At 69.7% G+C, this 14147-nt stretch carries 13 protein-coding genes; 7 read left to right on the plus strand and 6 right to left on the minus strand.

Going from position 1 to position 14147, the window contains the following annotated elements:
- Positions 1–39 precede the first annotated feature (39 nt).
- Entirely contained in the window at positions 40–696 is a 657-nt protein-coding gene (locus ACIPC1_RS23255) for a hypothetical protein (RefSeq protein ID WP_402519874.1), read from the minus strand.
- A 222-nt stretch (positions 697–918) separates the two neighbouring features.
- Here ACIPC1_RS23255 and ACIPC1_RS23260 point away from each other — a divergent pair, with 222 nt between their 5' ends.
- From ACIPC1_RS23260 to ACIPC1_RS23270, 3 genes are read left to right on the plus strand one after another with little or no spacing between them, the layout of a single operon-like run.
- Positions 919–1575, plus strand: a complete 657-nt coding sequence (locus tag ACIPC1_RS23260) for a helix-turn-helix domain-containing protein (RefSeq protein ID WP_384391050.1) — start codon at positions 919–921, stop codon at positions 1573–1575.
- A 32-nt stretch (positions 1576–1607) separates the two neighbouring features.
- Positions 1608–2138, plus strand: a complete 531-nt coding sequence (locus ACIPC1_RS23265; protein ID WP_384391053.1) for a toxin-antitoxin system, toxin component — start codon at positions 1608–1610, stop codon at positions 2136–2138.
- Positions 2139–2144: 6 nt separating this feature from the next.
- Positions 2145–3344 carry an MAB_1171c family putative transporter gene (locus tag ACIPC1_RS23270; protein WP_402519878.1) on the plus strand — a complete coding sequence of 400 codons (1200 nt, stop codon included), beginning with the start codon at positions 2145–2147 and terminating at the stop codon, positions 3342–3344.
- 166 nt (positions 3345–3510) lie between these two features.
- Here ACIPC1_RS23270 and ACIPC1_RS23275 read toward each other — a convergent pair whose 3' ends face one another.
- On the minus strand, positions 3511–4548 hold the full coding sequence (locus tag ACIPC1_RS23275; protein ID WP_402519880.1) for an alpha/beta fold hydrolase: 1038 nt from the start codon (positions 4546–4548) through the stop codon (positions 3511–3513).
- A gap of 377 nt (positions 4549–4925) precedes the next feature.
- Here ACIPC1_RS23275 and ACIPC1_RS23280 point away from each other — a divergent pair, with 377 nt between their 5' ends.
- On the plus strand, positions 4926–5162 hold the full coding sequence (locus ACIPC1_RS23280) for a hypothetical protein (protein ID WP_402519882.1): 237 nt from the start codon (positions 4926–4928) through the stop codon (positions 5160–5162).
- A 21-nt stretch (positions 5163–5183) separates the two neighbouring features.
- Here ACIPC1_RS23280 and ACIPC1_RS23285 read toward each other — a convergent pair whose 3' ends face one another.
- Together ACIPC1_RS23285 and ACIPC1_RS23290 are read right to left on the minus strand one after the other, a co-directional pair.
- Complete coding sequence (locus ACIPC1_RS23285; RefSeq protein WP_402519885.1) at positions 5184–5873, minus strand: 4'-phosphopantetheinyl transferase; 690 nt, start codon at positions 5871–5873, stop codon at positions 5184–5186.
- Complete coding sequence (locus ACIPC1_RS23290) at positions 5821–6729, minus strand: metallophosphoesterase family protein (RefSeq protein WP_402519887.1); 909 nt, start codon at positions 6727–6729, stop codon at positions 5821–5823. Before ACIPC1_RS23290 ends, ACIPC1_RS23285 begins: the two co-directional genes overlap by 53 nt.
- Before the next feature lie 263 nt (positions 6730–6992).
- On the opposite strand from ACIPC1_RS23290, the gene ACIPC1_RS23295 reads away from it, so the two are divergent.
- Both ACIPC1_RS23295 and ACIPC1_RS23300 read left to right on the plus strand, forming a co-directional pair.
- A complete protein-coding gene (locus tag ACIPC1_RS23295; protein WP_402519889.1) occupies positions 6993–8288 on the plus strand; it encodes an ATP-grasp domain-containing protein in 1296 nt (431 codons plus the stop codon).
- 138 nt (positions 8289–8426) lie between these two features.
- Positions 8427–10109 (plus strand): carbohydrate binding domain-containing protein, encoded by a 1683-nt coding sequence (locus ACIPC1_RS23300; RefSeq protein WP_402519891.1) that lies wholly within the window; start codon positions 8427–8429, stop codon positions 10107–10109.
- Between the two features lie 159 nt (positions 10110–10268).
- Here ACIPC1_RS23300 and ACIPC1_RS23305 read toward each other — a convergent pair whose 3' ends face one another.
- Both ACIPC1_RS23305 and ACIPC1_RS23310 read right to left on the minus strand, forming a co-directional pair.
- A complete protein-coding gene (locus tag ACIPC1_RS23305) occupies positions 10269–11609 on the minus strand; it encodes a 6-phospho-beta-glucosidase (RefSeq protein ID WP_402519893.1) in 1341 nt (446 codons plus the stop codon).
- Entirely contained in the window at positions 11606–12373 is a 768-nt protein-coding gene (locus tag ACIPC1_RS23310) for a DeoR/GlpR family DNA-binding transcription regulator (RefSeq protein ID WP_402520572.1), read from the minus strand. Before ACIPC1_RS23310 ends, ACIPC1_RS23305 begins: the two co-directional genes overlap by 4 nt.
- 338 nt (positions 12374–12711) lie before the next feature.
- Between ACIPC1_RS23310 and ACIPC1_RS23315 the strand changes: the two genes are divergently transcribed.
- Positions 12712–13995 (plus strand): Ig-like domain-containing protein, encoded by a 1284-nt coding sequence (locus ACIPC1_RS23315; protein WP_402519895.1) that lies wholly within the window; start codon positions 12712–12714, stop codon positions 13993–13995.
- The last annotated feature ends 152 nt before the right edge of the window (positions 13996–14147 follow it).

Genomic DNA, 14147 nt, shown 5'->3' on the forward strand with positions numbered 1-14147 from the left:
GCGTAGCGCGAGCTCAGCCCGTGGGCCGCCGAGGGCGGCTCACACCGCCCGCAGTTCCGCCGCGCCGTTGCGGGTCTTGTGCGCCCTGCCCGGTCCGGCTGCCGCGTGCCGTGCCTCGCGCAGCACCAGTGTCATCCGCGTGTAGCCCATGTCCTGAAGGGACTTGGGGGTGTCGATGACGATCCGGCAGTCCGTACGGCCCCAGCGCGGGTCGGGGTGCACCAGCGGGCGTACGGCACCGTCGGACTCGACGCCGTCCGGGCCGACCGCGCGGATCCAGTGCGGCAGCCCGTGCCGGTAGGCGGCGTCCATGATCGGGTCCTGGGCGATGTCCCGGCGGATCGACTGGAGTGCGCGGTCCTGGTCGTGCCGCTTCACGGCGTCCGCGAAGTTGGCCAGCATCGGCAGGCACCAGCTCGACTCGTGCTCGCCGAGGACGGTGCTCGCGTCCGGATGGAACAGGACGAACCGCAGGAAGTTGTGGCTGGGCATCGCCGTCGGGTGCGGTCCGATGCCGGCGAAAAGTGTCTCGAACGCGTCGTTGCACAGAACGACGTCCCAGCAGTGGTCGAAGACGACGGAGGGGAACGGGAGGGCCTCGAGGAGATCGGCGTAGTCCTGGAGATACGCCTGCGCTTCGAGACTCGCGGGGACAGGTCGCGGCTGGGACCGCTGCCATCCTGCCTGGTACGCCATCGGGAGGTCACCCCTCTTGCCTATGCGGCCTTCACGCGGCGCCCCGATCCTGCTTCCCGGAGTGTTGTCGTGTCAACTATCGTGGCATTTGACGCTCGTTGACGGCTGAATCTCGCCACAGTTGTGGCGAGACCTGGATGTGAGTTCGACCAAGAGGCTAGTCTCCCGATGGTTGCTGACCATCATGTGAGAAACCTGAGAAAAGACGTAGGAGATCTGTCGGTGACGGATGGCTTCGAGGTTCCGGCCGCCACGGCGACGGTTCTGCTGCAGGCCGTCGTGGCCCGGGTCAGCGGGCTCGCCGACCGGCTCGGTGTGCGGCACGCCGAGGTCTTCGACGCCCGGCGCCTGTCGGCCGAGTCCGGCGTCCCCGAGCCCGTGGTGCGAGCCCTGCTGAGCGGCCGCCGCGCGGGAGAGCCCGATCTGCAGGCCCGGTTCCTGCAACGGCTGGATCTGCTCCGTCGTACCCGGCTGAAGCCCAATGGGCGCCGGTACACGCAGCAGGAGATCGCCGACGGCGCGGGCATGTCGCGGCAGCAGGCGGGGGCTCTCATCAACGGCGACCGGCGCCCCACCATGGAGCACTGCGACGCGATTCAGCGGTTCTTCCGGGTACACGCCGGGTTCCTCACGGCCGAGGACTCCGAGGCTCTCGTGGGCGCTCTCCAGCGCTCGGAGCAGGAGCTGTTGCAACGGGTCGCCGACCGTGAGCGCGCGGCGGCCTCGGTGGCCCCCGATCCGCTGGAGCGACTCCTGCTGGACCACGGCGTCCGCGGAATCGCCTGGCGGGCCGCACAGTTGCCCACCGACCAGCACCGGGACAAGGTCGCCGAGTGGCTGGACATGCTCCTGGAAAGCGTCAAGCGGCCCGAGTCGTGAGCACGGGGAGAACTGTGGGCATCCAAAGGGACATGCGGCGCCTGTGCGGTGAGTTGGTCGGGGAACTGACACTCGCGGCGCCGGCCGAACCCGCCGACCTCTACGCGGCGCTGTGCGACGCCATGAGCAGACGCCGCGGGCGCCCCGTCCAGTTCCGCACCGCCGCGTTCCCGCCCGGGACCGCCAGTGGACTCTGGCTCGACATGGCCGAACAGGACCTCGTGGTCGTCGAGGAACGCACCGCGCCCGACCACCAGTTGGTGATCCTGGGCCACGAGCTGTGGCACATGCAGGCCGGGCACTGCAGCCACCACGTCGAGGGCGCGGCCGTCGCGGCCCGGTTACTGAACGACTCCGCGGACCTCCAGGAGACCGTCCTCAAGGTCGCCGCGCGCACCCGATCGCACCTCGCGGACGAGGCGGAGGCCGAGAACTTCGGCTTGCTGCTCGCCAGCAAGTGCCGTACCTGGCTTGCGGGTTCATCGCTGCGCAGGCCGGTGCAGCGGGACGGACTCGCGGGCCGGATCGAGGCGTCGCTCGGCTACCGCGGGCCGCAGGGCTGAGACGGCGTGCACGACACCAGCTACTACATACCGGCGGTCGCGATGGCGATCGCCCTTGCTCTCAAGGGCCCGGCGGTGCTGCGCGCCTGGCGCGATCCGCTGCTGCGGTCGGTGTACGCGCTGCTCGCGCTCTCCGCCCTGGTGTTCTGCTTCGCGGCCCCGCCGACGATCACCTGGGTCAACCACATCACCGGCATCCCGAACGTCTCCGCGCCGCTCGTGTACAGCCTGCTGAGTGCCTTCAGCGCCTCCTGTCTGGTGCTGATCATCCACTGGCGCGGCGGACCGTCGGAGGTCACGCGCCGCGCCTCGCGCCGTTGGATCGCCGGGTACTCCGTGGTGATCGTGGCGTGCGTGACGCTGTTCGTCCTCGGGCACGCGCCGGAAGAGCGCCTGCGGGACCTCGACACGTACTACGCCAACACGTCGTTCATCCGCGAGATGATCGTGCTCTATCTCGCCGCACTCACCTTCGCGAACGTCGCGATGGTCATGATGTGCTGGCGCTGGGCACTCCAGGTGCAGGGCTGGCTGCGCGCCGGGCTGCTGGTCATCGTGTCCGGGTTCCTGACCAACATCGCCTTCGACGCCGCCAAACTGACTGCCGTGGGCGCCCGCTGGACCGGCGGGAACCTCGACTACCTGAGCACCGACGTCGCCCCCGTCCTGGCCGCCGCAGGAGAGCTGATCTGCGCGATCGGCTTCTGCGTCCCGATGGCCTGTCAGCGCTTCGGAGATGTGTGGAGCACCTGGGCGACCTACCGTCACCTCGGGCCGCTCTGGCGGGAGTTGCGGCCCGCGGGCGACCACGGTGACCACGCGGTGCGGATCGCCTGGTGGTCGCCGGCCGAACTGTTGGTGACCCAGCGGGAGTCCGACATCCACGACGGCCTCCTCAGCCTGTACCCCTACTTCGACCCCGAGGAGCGCGCGCGGGCCTACGACGCCGCCGTGTCCGCGGGCTCCGGCGAGAACCGGGCGCGGGCCGAAGCCGACGCGACAATGGTGACCGTGGCACTGCGGGCCAGGACCGAGGATCCGGAGGGCAGGATCATCAGCGCCGCGGCGGCCGACGCCACCCCGTCCGCCACCTCGGCCGCCGGTCCGCGGGACCTTGTGGGGATGTCCCTCGCCCTGCGCCGCTCCCCCGTCGTCGCGACCGCCCGGGAACGGGTCGCGTCCGGTTCCCGGGAACACGTCGGCTAGGACCCGGCCGATCAGGTCGCAGGAATTCAACGCCGCTGGGGGGTCGCTCGGGGTCCACCACGCCCTTGAGGCAACAGGAAAGCGCGTGCCACACCCCACCCCGCGTCTCCGCCGTGATCGGCCGGACCGGTCTAGGCGCACGAGACGAGTTCAGGGCGGTGTGGCCTCACGTCGCGCTGCGTTCGCTCGCCTCTCGCAGGTCTCGTTCCACCGCTCGGCTCTGCTCCGTGTCCGGCTGTCCGACAGCCGTGCCGGGGCGGCCCGCGCGCAGCAGCTCGCGCCAGTGGTCGCGGCTCCAGTCGGCTGGGCTCGTGGTGTTCGTGAACTCCTCGATCAGGGCGAGGAAGCGCGCCGGGTCGCTGTGGAAGGGGAAGTGGCCGGCGCCCTCGAAGATCTCCAGGCGACTGCCCGGCATCGCCTCGTGCGCCCCGTACGCGTGTCGCACCGGCACCACACTGTCCCGATCCCCCCAGAGCAGCATCGTGGGCATGCCCTCGGTCAGATAGCAGCGGTCGAGCATGGTCACCGCCTGCCCGCGCCAGTCGACCACGGCGCGCAGCGTGCGGATGAAGGCGCTGCGGGACGTCGCGTCGGGCAGCGCGTCCACGAGGTTCAGCAACTCCGGTGCGTCCTGGCCCAGATCGGTGTTGAGGATCCTCATCAGGCGGAAGAACAGGCCGACTTGGAGACGCATACCGGGCAGCCGCAGCGCCGAGAGCATGAGGTGGGCACCTGGCAGCGACACCGCTCTCAGTACGGGGTTGACCTCGCCCCCGACGCCGCCCGCGCTGACCAGGATCAGCCGCTCGGTCCGCTCGGGGAACTGGTAGGCGAACTGCATCGCGACACCGCCGCCCAGCGAGTGCCCGACCAGCGTGGCGGACTCGATGCCGAGCGTGGTGAGCAGATCACGTACTCCGTTGGCGTACGCGGCCACCGAGTAGTCGGCCCGCGGCTTGTCGGACGCCCCGTGGCCGAGGAGGTCCGGCGCGATCACCGTGTGGGTGCGGGCGAGGTCCGGGATCAGCTCGCCCCAGGTGTCCGAGGAGTCGCCGATGCCGTGGATCAGGACGAGTGCGGGACCCTCGCCCGCCATCCGGTAGGCGCGCCGGTAGCCGTGCACGACACGGTGGTGCAGGCGCAGTTCCCCGTCGCTCACCGAGCGCAGGGTGCGCCGCGGGCGTCCGGGCGGTACGTCGACCATGGGCCACCTCCTGTTCCCGGGCCGCCGTGAAGGCGGCTCCCAAGCCACCGTCAAGGCAGCTCCCAAGCCACCGTCAAGCCGGCTCCCGAGCCACCGTCAAGGCAGCTCCCGAGCCGCCGTCGAGCCGGCTCCCGAGCCACCGGCCCGGCAACGCGCAAGCCACCGTCGACGCAGTTCACAAGCCGCCGAGAAAGCGGTTCCCAGGTCTCCGTTCCAGCCTAGGGCCCCCGTCCCCCAAGGGATTTCCGTGAGGTTTCGCCTCCGCTAAGCGGGCGAACCTCCGCGTACGGAAACGGCATTGTCAGTGGCGGACGGCAAGCTGGAGTCACGTACCGCCATGTATCGCTTCGACCAGCCGACCCGGGGAGAGCCGTCCGATGCCGACCGCCGTACTGACCGATCACGAACGCGCCGCCGTGCAGGCCTACCTGCGTCTCCTCCAGACCGTCCGAGCCGCCTTCGACGGAGCGCCGGACGGGCGCCGACCACCCGTGGTGCCGCCCGCCGCCCTGGCCGAGGCGGAGCAGGCACTGGCGGCGGCCGGGCTCGCGGGCAACGAGGAGTCGTTCTTCCGGCTGCTGCACACCTGGTGCCCGGGACCGACGCAGCGCTGAGTCACGCGGTGGTGCACGGCCTCAGCCGTGCGGCACCGTGATCACCGTCGCGACCAGGCCCCGCTGGACGGTCCAGCGCCCGTCGAAGAACCCGACGCGGTCGCCGCCGACCAGCGGGCCCGGCACGAGGAGCTCCGCGCGCAGCCGCCCCGACAGCGCGTGGACCCCGGCCCCGGGGTCCACGAAGATGTCGATGTCCGCCTCGGAGAAGTCCAGCCACTTCGCGGTGAGCGGGAACCACGCCTTGTAGACCGACTCCTTGGCGCTGAACAGCAGCCGGTCCCAGTGGACGTCGGGAATCCGGGCACCGAGCCCGCCCAGCCGTGCCACCTCGGCGGGCAGGGCCACGGCGCCCAGGACGCCGTCCGGGAGCACCAGGTGGGGTTCGGCGTCGATGCCGAGGGAGGCCAGGTCGGTGGCGCGGGCGACCGCGGCGGCGGTGTAGCCCTCGCAGTGCGTCATGCTGCCGATCACACCCGCGGGCCACTGCGGGGCGCCGCGCTCGCCGGGCAGGATGGGCGCCGGCGCCACGCCGAGCTTCTCCATGGCTCGCCGGGCGCAGCCGCGTACGGCGGTGAACTCGCGGCGCCGCTTCGCCACGGCGCGGGTCAGCAGCGCCTGCTCCTCGGGGTACAGCATCGTGCCCTCGGCCCCGTCGTCACCGAAACCCTCCACGGCCACCACTGACTCCGGGAGCAGCTCCTCGATCACCGGCTCCGACCTCCATCGGCAGAATGCGGCGCAACGCACCGGGCGGCCCCGAGCGGGTGCGCCACTCACGGGGGTAGCCCACGGACACCTCTTCGAAGCGGACACCCTCGTGCCAGGTGGTCCGTGGGATGTGGAGATGACCGTAGACCATGGTCTCGATGCGGAATCTGCGGTGCCAGCCGGCGGTCAGCGTGGTGCCGCACCACATCGCGAACTCGGGGTAGCGCAGGACGTCCATCGGGTGGCGGTCCAGCGGGTAGTGGTTGACCGGGATCACGGGCAGGTCGTCGGGCAGCTCGGCAAGCCTGCGCTCGGTCTCGGCGACCCGGGCCCGGCACCAGGCCTCACGGCTCGGATAGGGATCGGGGTGCAGGAAGTGCTCGTCGGTGCAGATCACCCCGGTGCCCTCGGCGTAGGCGAGCCCCTCCTCCTTGGTCGTGCAGCCCTTCGGCAGGAACGAGTAGTCGTAGAGCAGGAAGAGCGGGGCGATGACGGCGGGGCCACCCGGACCGTCCCAGACGGGATAGGGATCCTCGGGTGTCGTGACGCCCAACTCCCGGCAGAGCGCGACCAGATGCTCGTAGCGGGCGACGCCGCGCAGCTGCACCGGATCCTTCGGGTGGGTCCACAGTTCGTGGTTGCCTGGGGCCCAGATCACCTTGCGGAAGCGGCCGCTGAGCGTTTCGAGGGTCCAGCGGATGTCGGCCACGCTCTCGCTGACGTCACCGGCCACCAGAAGCCAGTCCTCGTCCGACTGGGGGCGCATCTGCTCGACGAGGGCGCGGTTCTCCGCGTATCCGATGTGCAGATCGCTGATGGCCAACAGTTGTCCCGAACGGCCAGCCTTCGACTCCACCCTCGCCCCTTCCACGAACACGAATAGCAACACAAGAGCACATCCGACCGAGGCCGGACAAGACCGTCCCGCGGGACCTGGGGTCCACAATTCGGGAATCCGTAACACGCCTGTAGCGCCACACCCGCCCCGCGCCCCTTATGATCGCCCCAACACCACCACGCTGGACCTTCTTCGGTCTGCGGCGGCTTGGTGCACCTCCCTCTCCCCTGGCCGGGCACGGCCTGCTCCGCCGTGCCCGGGAACCGTGAAAGGCGGCCTGCATGGGTTCACGCGTACGCGTCTGGCTCAACCGCACGTACGCGGAGAACGTGTTCTTCATGGATCAGCTGCGAAGTAATCCGCAGCGCCGCCCGGTCGAGATCCATGCGACGCACGGAGACGCCGACTCGCCCATTCTGGCCGCTGCCGACACCGCCGCCATGGAGCCCGAGGGCCTCTCCCGCGCCGCGTACGTCGAGTACGCCCTCGACCAGTGCGCCCGGCACGAGATCGACGTGTTCGTGCCCGTGCTCCACCAGTCGGCGATCGTCGCGCATCGCGCGGAGTTCGCCGCGCTCGGCACGGCCCTGCTGGCGCCGCCCTCCGAGGCCGTGGCCATTTTCCACGACAAGGTGACGGCGTATCAGGCGCTTCAGGCCGTGGGTATTCCGGTGCCGCCGTGGTGGCGTGTCCGTAACGAGGAGGAACTCCTCGTCGCCGTCGAGGCGTTGGAGGCGGCGGGCCACAAGGCATGCTTCAAGCCCGCGGCCGGTGCGGGCGGGGTGGGCTTCCGGGTGATCACACGCGCCCCCTTCTCACTCATGCACCTCAACGGATTCCCCAGCTCGCACGTGCCGTTGAGCCTGGTTCAGGACGCACTGCGGGGGGCCGGGAAGCCCGTCGACTGGCTGGTGATGCCGCTCCTCGCGGAGCCGGAGGTGTCCGTCGACTGCCTGACCGGGCCTGACGGCCGGGTCCGGATGGCAGTGGGCCGCACCAAGAACGGACGCCGTCGCGGCTTCACGCTCCACCCCACCTGGATCGACCCCGCGCGCCGGCTCGCGGAGGCGTTCGGGCTGCACTATCTGACGAACATTCAGTTCCGGATGTTCGGCGACGAGCCGGTCCTCATGGACGTCAACACCCGGCCGGCCGGCGGACTGCACCAGCTCGCGCTGTGCGGGATCAACGCCCCTTGGGCGGCAGTGCAGTTGGCGCTCGGCGAAGAGACCGGCGAGCTGGTTCCCTCGCTGCTCGGGCAGGACTACGCCGTGGTCACGGGACCGCGTCCGGTGCGCCCGGTGGCGGTGCCGCAGCAGCGCGCCGAGACCCTGCCGGCCACGCCCGCACCCAGCGTGGAGGCCGCCGCGGCTCCGGTCGCGGAGACCATGACCGCCCCGGCGACGGACAGCGCACTCACGCCCACCGTCACACCGGTCATCACTCACACGGCGACACCGACCGCCACGCCCGTCATCGCTCCCGCCGCGACACCGACCGCCACACCGGCCATCGCATCGGGCATCGCCCCGGCAGCCGCAGCGGCGTCCGCCACGGCCGCCATCGCACCCGCCTAGCCCCCCTAAAATTCCCCACAATCCCCTACCGGTCTGGACCAATCAACGCACAGCATCTTGACAGCTTGATTGGTCCATACCAACTTGGGTGCGCACCTTCAGCACTCCCGAACACCCCCATTTCTTCAGGGAGATCGCGTGCGCATCAACTACCTCAGACGTTCCAGACGTCGCCTCATCGCTCTGCTCGGCACCGCCGCCCTGGCTCTGGCCGGGGCGGTCGCCCTGCCCACCACGGCCCATGCGGCCAACATCCTCACCAACCCCGGCTTCGAGTCGGGCGCGGTGTCCCCCTGGTCCTGCACCGGGAACCTGGGCTCGATCGTCTCCACCCCCGTACACGGCGGCACCAAGGCCCTTGCGGGGGCGGCGAGTTCGAGCGACAACGCCAAGTGCAGCCAGACCGTCACCGTCCAGCCGAACACGGCGTACAGCCTGACGGCCTGGGTGCGCGGCAGCTATGTGTACCTGGGCGTGGACGGCGGCGCGGCGACGTGGACGACATCCACGTCGGCGTACAGCCTGCTCACCGTGAACTTCACGACCGGTGCCTCCCAGACCAGCGCCACGATCTACACGCACGGCTGGTACGGCCAGGGCACCTACTACGCCGACGACGTCAGCCTGGACGGCCCGGGCGGCGGCGGCTCGGACACCCAGGCGCCGACCGCGCCGACCGGCCTGACCTCCCCCAGCAAGACCTCCTCCAGCGTGTCCCTGTCGTGGGGCGCCTCGAGCGACAACGTCGGGGTCGCCGGCTACAACGTCTACAGCGGCGCCAACCAGGTGCTCAGCGTCACGGGCACCACTGGCACGGTCAGCGGGCTGTCGCCGAGCACCGCCTACACGTTCACCGTGCGGGCCCGGGACGCGGCCGGGAACCTCTCCGGTGTCTCCAACTCCCTTGCCGTGACGACGAACGCGGGCACCCCCAGCACCAACTTCAAGCAGGCGGCGCCGTACCTCTACCTCGGCTGGGGCGATCCGCCGGCCGTGAGTACGGTGATGAACTCCACCGGGATCAAGTGGTTCACGATGGCGTTCATCCTCTCGTCGGGCGGCTGCAACCCGGCCTGGGACGGCTCGCGCGCGCTGACCGGCGGCAACGACCAGTCGGTCATCAACTCCGTCCGCGCCGCGGGCGGTGACATCGTGCCGTCGATCGGCGGCTGGAGCGGCAACAAGCTCGGGCCGAACTGCTCGACGCCGGAGGCACTGGCGGGCGCGTACCAGCAGGTGATCAACGCGTACGGGCTCAAGGCGATCGACATCGACATCGAGAACACGGACGAGTTCGAGAACGAGGTCGTCCAGGACCGCATCCTGAACGCCCTGCGAATCGTCAAGGCGAACAACCCGGGTCTGCGCACGATCATCACCTTCGGCACGTCGACGACCGGCCCGACCTCCTGGGGCAACCGGCTCATCGAGCGGGCCTCGGCACTGGGCGCCAACATCGACGTGTTCACCATCATGCCGTTCGACTTCGGCGGCGGCGCCGACATGTACGGCAACACGGTGAACGCCACCGAGGGCCTGAAGACCAAGCTGAAGTCCACCTTCGGCTGGGATGACGCCACGGCGTACGCGCACATCGGCATCTCCGGCATGAACGGGCTCAGCGACCAGCAGGAGCTCACCTCACCGGCGATCTGGACCCAGATCCGTGACTGGTCGAACTCGCACCACATCGCCCGCCTTGCCTACTGGGCGGTCAACCGCGACCGGCCGTGCGCCGGCGGCGGCGTGGTCAGCAACTGCTCCGGTATCAGCCAGACCAACTGGCAGTTCACGTCCATCACGGCCGGCTTCACCGGCTGAGACACGTCCGGAGCGCGCACAAAAGGGGTGCCCGGCCGGTAAAGGCCGGGCACCCTTGCGTGTCCTACGGGCGGCGGCGCGCCGGCCGCTGCGTCCGCACCTCGAGCGGCCGCGGCGGCATTCGTCATGCGCGCGAGTCTCCAGGAAGGGGGAAAGCGCCTATTCGACGAGGTACGCCAAGCCTGGGTGGACCGAGGTGTAGCCGTCCACAAGCCTGCGCGCCACGTTCACCGAGTCAACGAGCGGATGCAGGGCGAAGGCCTTCACCGCGGTCGTGCGCGAGCCCGACTCGGCCGCGGACAGGACTTCCCGTTCCACCGCCTTGACCGCGCAGACCAGTCCGGTGGCGTGGCCGGGCAGCGGGTCGACGGCGACGGGATGCGCGCCGTTGGCGTCCACATGGCAGGGCACCTCGATGACGGCCTCGGCGTCGAGCACGGAAAGTGTGCCGCGGTTGCGGACGTTGAGGATCAGGGTGGTGCGCTCGTCGCGCGCGATGGCCCGCATCAGAGCGAGCGCGACCTTCTCGTAGCCGCCGGAGAGGTCGGCGGCGGCACGTTCACCGGCGCCCGCCGCGTCCCGGTTCTCCGCCATGTACGTGGCCTCGCGCTCGGCGCGGGTACGGTCCCAGGCGGTCAGCGCCGCGGCGTCCGGGCGCCTCATCTCGTCGTAGAACGCGGCCTGTTGGTCGCGCAGGAAGGCTCCGCGGGTCTTCTCCGCCTGCTGGTAGGCCCGTACGGCCTCGCGGTTGAAGTAGTAGTAGTGCAGGTACTCGTTCGGGATCGCGCCCAGGGACTGGAGCCACTCCGGGCCGAAGAGCTTGCCCTCCTCGAAGGAGCCGAGCAACTCCTGGTCGGCGAGCAGGCGCGGGAGTTCGTCGCGGCCCGCGACGCGCAGGCCGCGTACCCAGCCGAGGTGGTTGAGACCGACGTAGTCGATCCACGCCTCGCCCGGGTCGGCGCCCAGCACCTGGGCGATACGGCGGCCGAGGCCGACCGGCGAGTCACAGATGCCGACCACGCGGTCACCGAGGTGGCGGGACATGGCCTCGGTGACAAGACCGGCCGGGTTGGTGAAGTTGATGACCCAGGCGTCGGGGGCGAGGCGGGCCACGCGTCGCGCGATGTCGACGGCGACCGGCACCGTGCGCAGGCCGTAGGCGATACCGCCCGCGCCGACCGTCTCCTGGCCGAGGACGCCCTCGTCCAGGGCGACCCGCTCGTCGGCGGCACGTCCTTCGAGGCCGCCGACGCGGATCGCCGAGAAGACGAAGTCGGCGCCGCGCAGGGCCTCGTCGAGGTCGGTGGTGGCGGTGACCTCGGGGGCGTCCGGGACGCCCGCGGACTGCTCGGCCAGGACGCGGGTCACGGCGGAGAGCCGCCCCGCGTCCAGGTCGTGCAGCACGACCTGGGTGACGCGGCCCTCGGCCCGGTCCCCGAGAAGCGCTCCGTACACGAGCGGCACCCGGAATCCGCCGCCACCCAGAATCGTCAGCTTCACGCCGTCTCCGCCTTTCCTGTCACGACCACCTGTACGCCCGCTTCCTCCAGGGAGGACCGCGTCGCCGTGTCCACCGGCGCGTTCGTCACCACCACGTCGAGCTCCTCGGGACCGCAGACCTTCGCCATCCCGGTTCCCGGGAACTTCGCCCGGTCGGCGAGCAGGACCACCCGCTCGCCCGCCTTGATCATGGCGCGCTTGACCGGTACCTCGACGACGGTCGTGTCCATCACCTGACCGCCCGGCCGTACTCCGCCGGCGCCGAGAAAGACCCAGTCGGCGTGCAGCTGGCGCAGGTTGTCCTCGGTGAGGAAGCCGACCAGGGAGCGGTACGCGCGGCGGACCATGCCGCCGAGCAGCACCAGCTCGATGCCCTCGTCGTCCACCAGTTCCTCGAACACCACCAGATTGCTGGTGATCACGGTGATCCGACGGCCGTGCAACTGTCTGGCCAGCCGGAAGGTGGTGGTGCCGATGTCCAGGAGGACGGACTGGCCGTCCTGGACCATCGACGCGGCCTTCACCGCTATGGCGTCCTTCTCGTCGACGCGAACCTCGGCGACCTCGGCGAAGGGCTGGTCGCCCTCCTCCACGACGGCGCCGCCGTGCACCCGCGTCAGCAGGCCTTCCTCCGCCAGTCTCACCAGGTCACGGCGGACGGTGGCGGGACTCACGTCCAGCTGTTCGGAGAGATCGGTCACGGACGCGGGACCCCCTGAACGCAGGGCCCGCAGGATGAGCTGATGTCGTCGCTCTGCCAGCACGTCGTGAACAGTACTCGTCATATCCCATCATTCCCATGCGCAATCCTGCTCAACTCTTGCCGCAACTCTGCAAGGTGCGCACGATCCTGTGCACAATTTGCAGACTTCTGACGAGTGGACGGCCGACACACGCGCACGGGATTTCGCGAGTGCCGGGGTGACGACCGGAGGCCCGCTGAGGCCGCACAGGGAAGCGCACGCAGCCGGGCCCGTTTTCAGGCCGTCTCCCAGGGAGTCTTCACAGGAATCTAAGGAGGAACCCCCTGGATTCAAAGAATCAACAAATAGAAGAGGCGCAGGATGCACCAGCAGTGGTGGTGATCTAAGAAAGGCGTGCCGTGGTCGACCCTCAGATATCGGACCGGTCCGAGCAGATACCGAACCGGTCCGAACGGCAGGCATCGAACCGGCCCGGCCGTCCGGCGTGGTCCCGGCGCGGGATCCTCGCCGTGCTCGGTGCCGTGCCGGCCGCCGTCCTGACCGGCTGCAGCGGCTCGGCGGACGCATCGGAGACGACGAGCGCGACGCCCGCGGCGAGTACCGAGGCGGAGACGAAGGCCAAGGTACCGACGATCACCGTCACCCCCGCCGACGGTACGACGAAGGCGGCCTTCACCAACCCTGTCGAGGTCGCCGTGGCCGACGGCACCCTGTCGGCCGTGAAGGTCACCGGCAACGACGGCTCCACCCTGGCCGGCTCCTACAACGACGCCCGTACGAAATGGACGTCGAGCGCGAACCCGTTCTCCGGCACCAAATACACGGTCACGGCCCAGTCCGAAGGAGCCGGCGAAACGACGGCGACCTTTACCACCAAGTCTCCCGGCGACACCTTCGTGGGGTATTTCACCCCCGAGGCGAATTCGACCTCCGGCGTCGGCATGCCCGTGTCGATCAACTTCACGAAGGCCGTCGCCGACCGGGCCGCCGTCGAGAAGGCGATCACGGTGACGGCTGAGCCCGCCGTCGAGGTGGTCGGCCACTGGTTCAGCGACACCAGGCTCGACTTCCGGCCCGAGGAGTACTGGGCCGCGGGCACGAAGATCACGCTGAGTCTGCGTCTGAAGGACGTCGAGGGCGCGGACGGCGTCTACGGCACCCAGTCCAAGGACGTCGTCTTCAACATCGACCGCTCCCAGATCAGCACGGTCGACCTGGCGAGCAAGACGATGACGGTCGTGCGGGACGGCTCGACCCTCGCCACCTACCCGGTGACCGGCGGCGACGCCGACCACACCACCTGGTCGGGGATCATGGTGATCAGCGAGCGCTTCAAGCAGACCCGGATGGAGTCCTCGACCGTCGGCCTCGGCGACGAGTACGACATCCCGGACGTGCCGCACGCCCAGCGCCTGACCACCTCCGGCACCTTCATCCACGGCAACTACTGGGCGTCGACGTCGGTCTTCGGCAGCAGCAACACCAGTCACGGGTGCGTGAGCATGCACGACACCAAGGGCGCGGACGACACCTCCGTGGACGGCTACAAGTTCTACAAGAGCTCGATGCTCGGCGACGTGGTGATCGTCAAGAACTCGGACGAGGTCACCGTGGATCCGTCCAACGGTCTCAACGGGTGGAACCTGTCCTGGGCCGACTGGACTGCGGGGAGCGCTCTCTAGGACTTCCTCAGCACCTCTCTGGGCCCTTTCACCGAGAAGCGGGGGGCGGCGGGTTGGCGGGGGCCGCCGGGGGCGGCCCCCCCCCAAAATTAAAGGCCGGGACAACCATAACCCCCAAAAAAAATAATGTCGAGAAAAAAATAAGGCCCGGA

Origin of the sequence: Streptomyces sp. NPDC087263 (genome assembly GCF_044744645.1) — a bacterium.
Lineage (GTDB): Bacteria > Actinomycetota > Actinomycetes > Streptomycetales > Streptomycetaceae > Streptomyces.

Bases quoted from the DNA above. Each gene is read 5' to 3' on its own strand.
- ACIPC1_RS23275 (WP_402519880.1), bottom strand. From the start codon at position 4,548: ATGGTCGACGTACCGCCCGGACGCCCGCGGCGCACCCTGCGCTCGGTG.
- ACIPC1_RS23265 (WP_384391053.1), top strand. From the start codon at position 1,608: ATGCGGCGCCTGTGCGGTGAGTTGGTCGGGGAACTGACACTCGCGGCG.
- ACIPC1_RS23280 (WP_402519882.1), top strand. From the start codon at position 4,926: ATGCCGACCGCCGTACTGACCGATCACGAACGCGCCGCCGTGCAGGCC.
- ACIPC1_RS23295 (WP_402519889.1), top strand. From the start codon at position 6,993: ATGGGTTCACGCGTACGCGTCTGGCTCAACCGCACGTACGCGGAGAAC.
- ACIPC1_RS23255 (WP_402519874.1), bottom strand. From the start codon at position 696: ATGGCGTACCAGGCAGGATGGCAGCGGTCCCAGCCGCGACCTGTCCCC.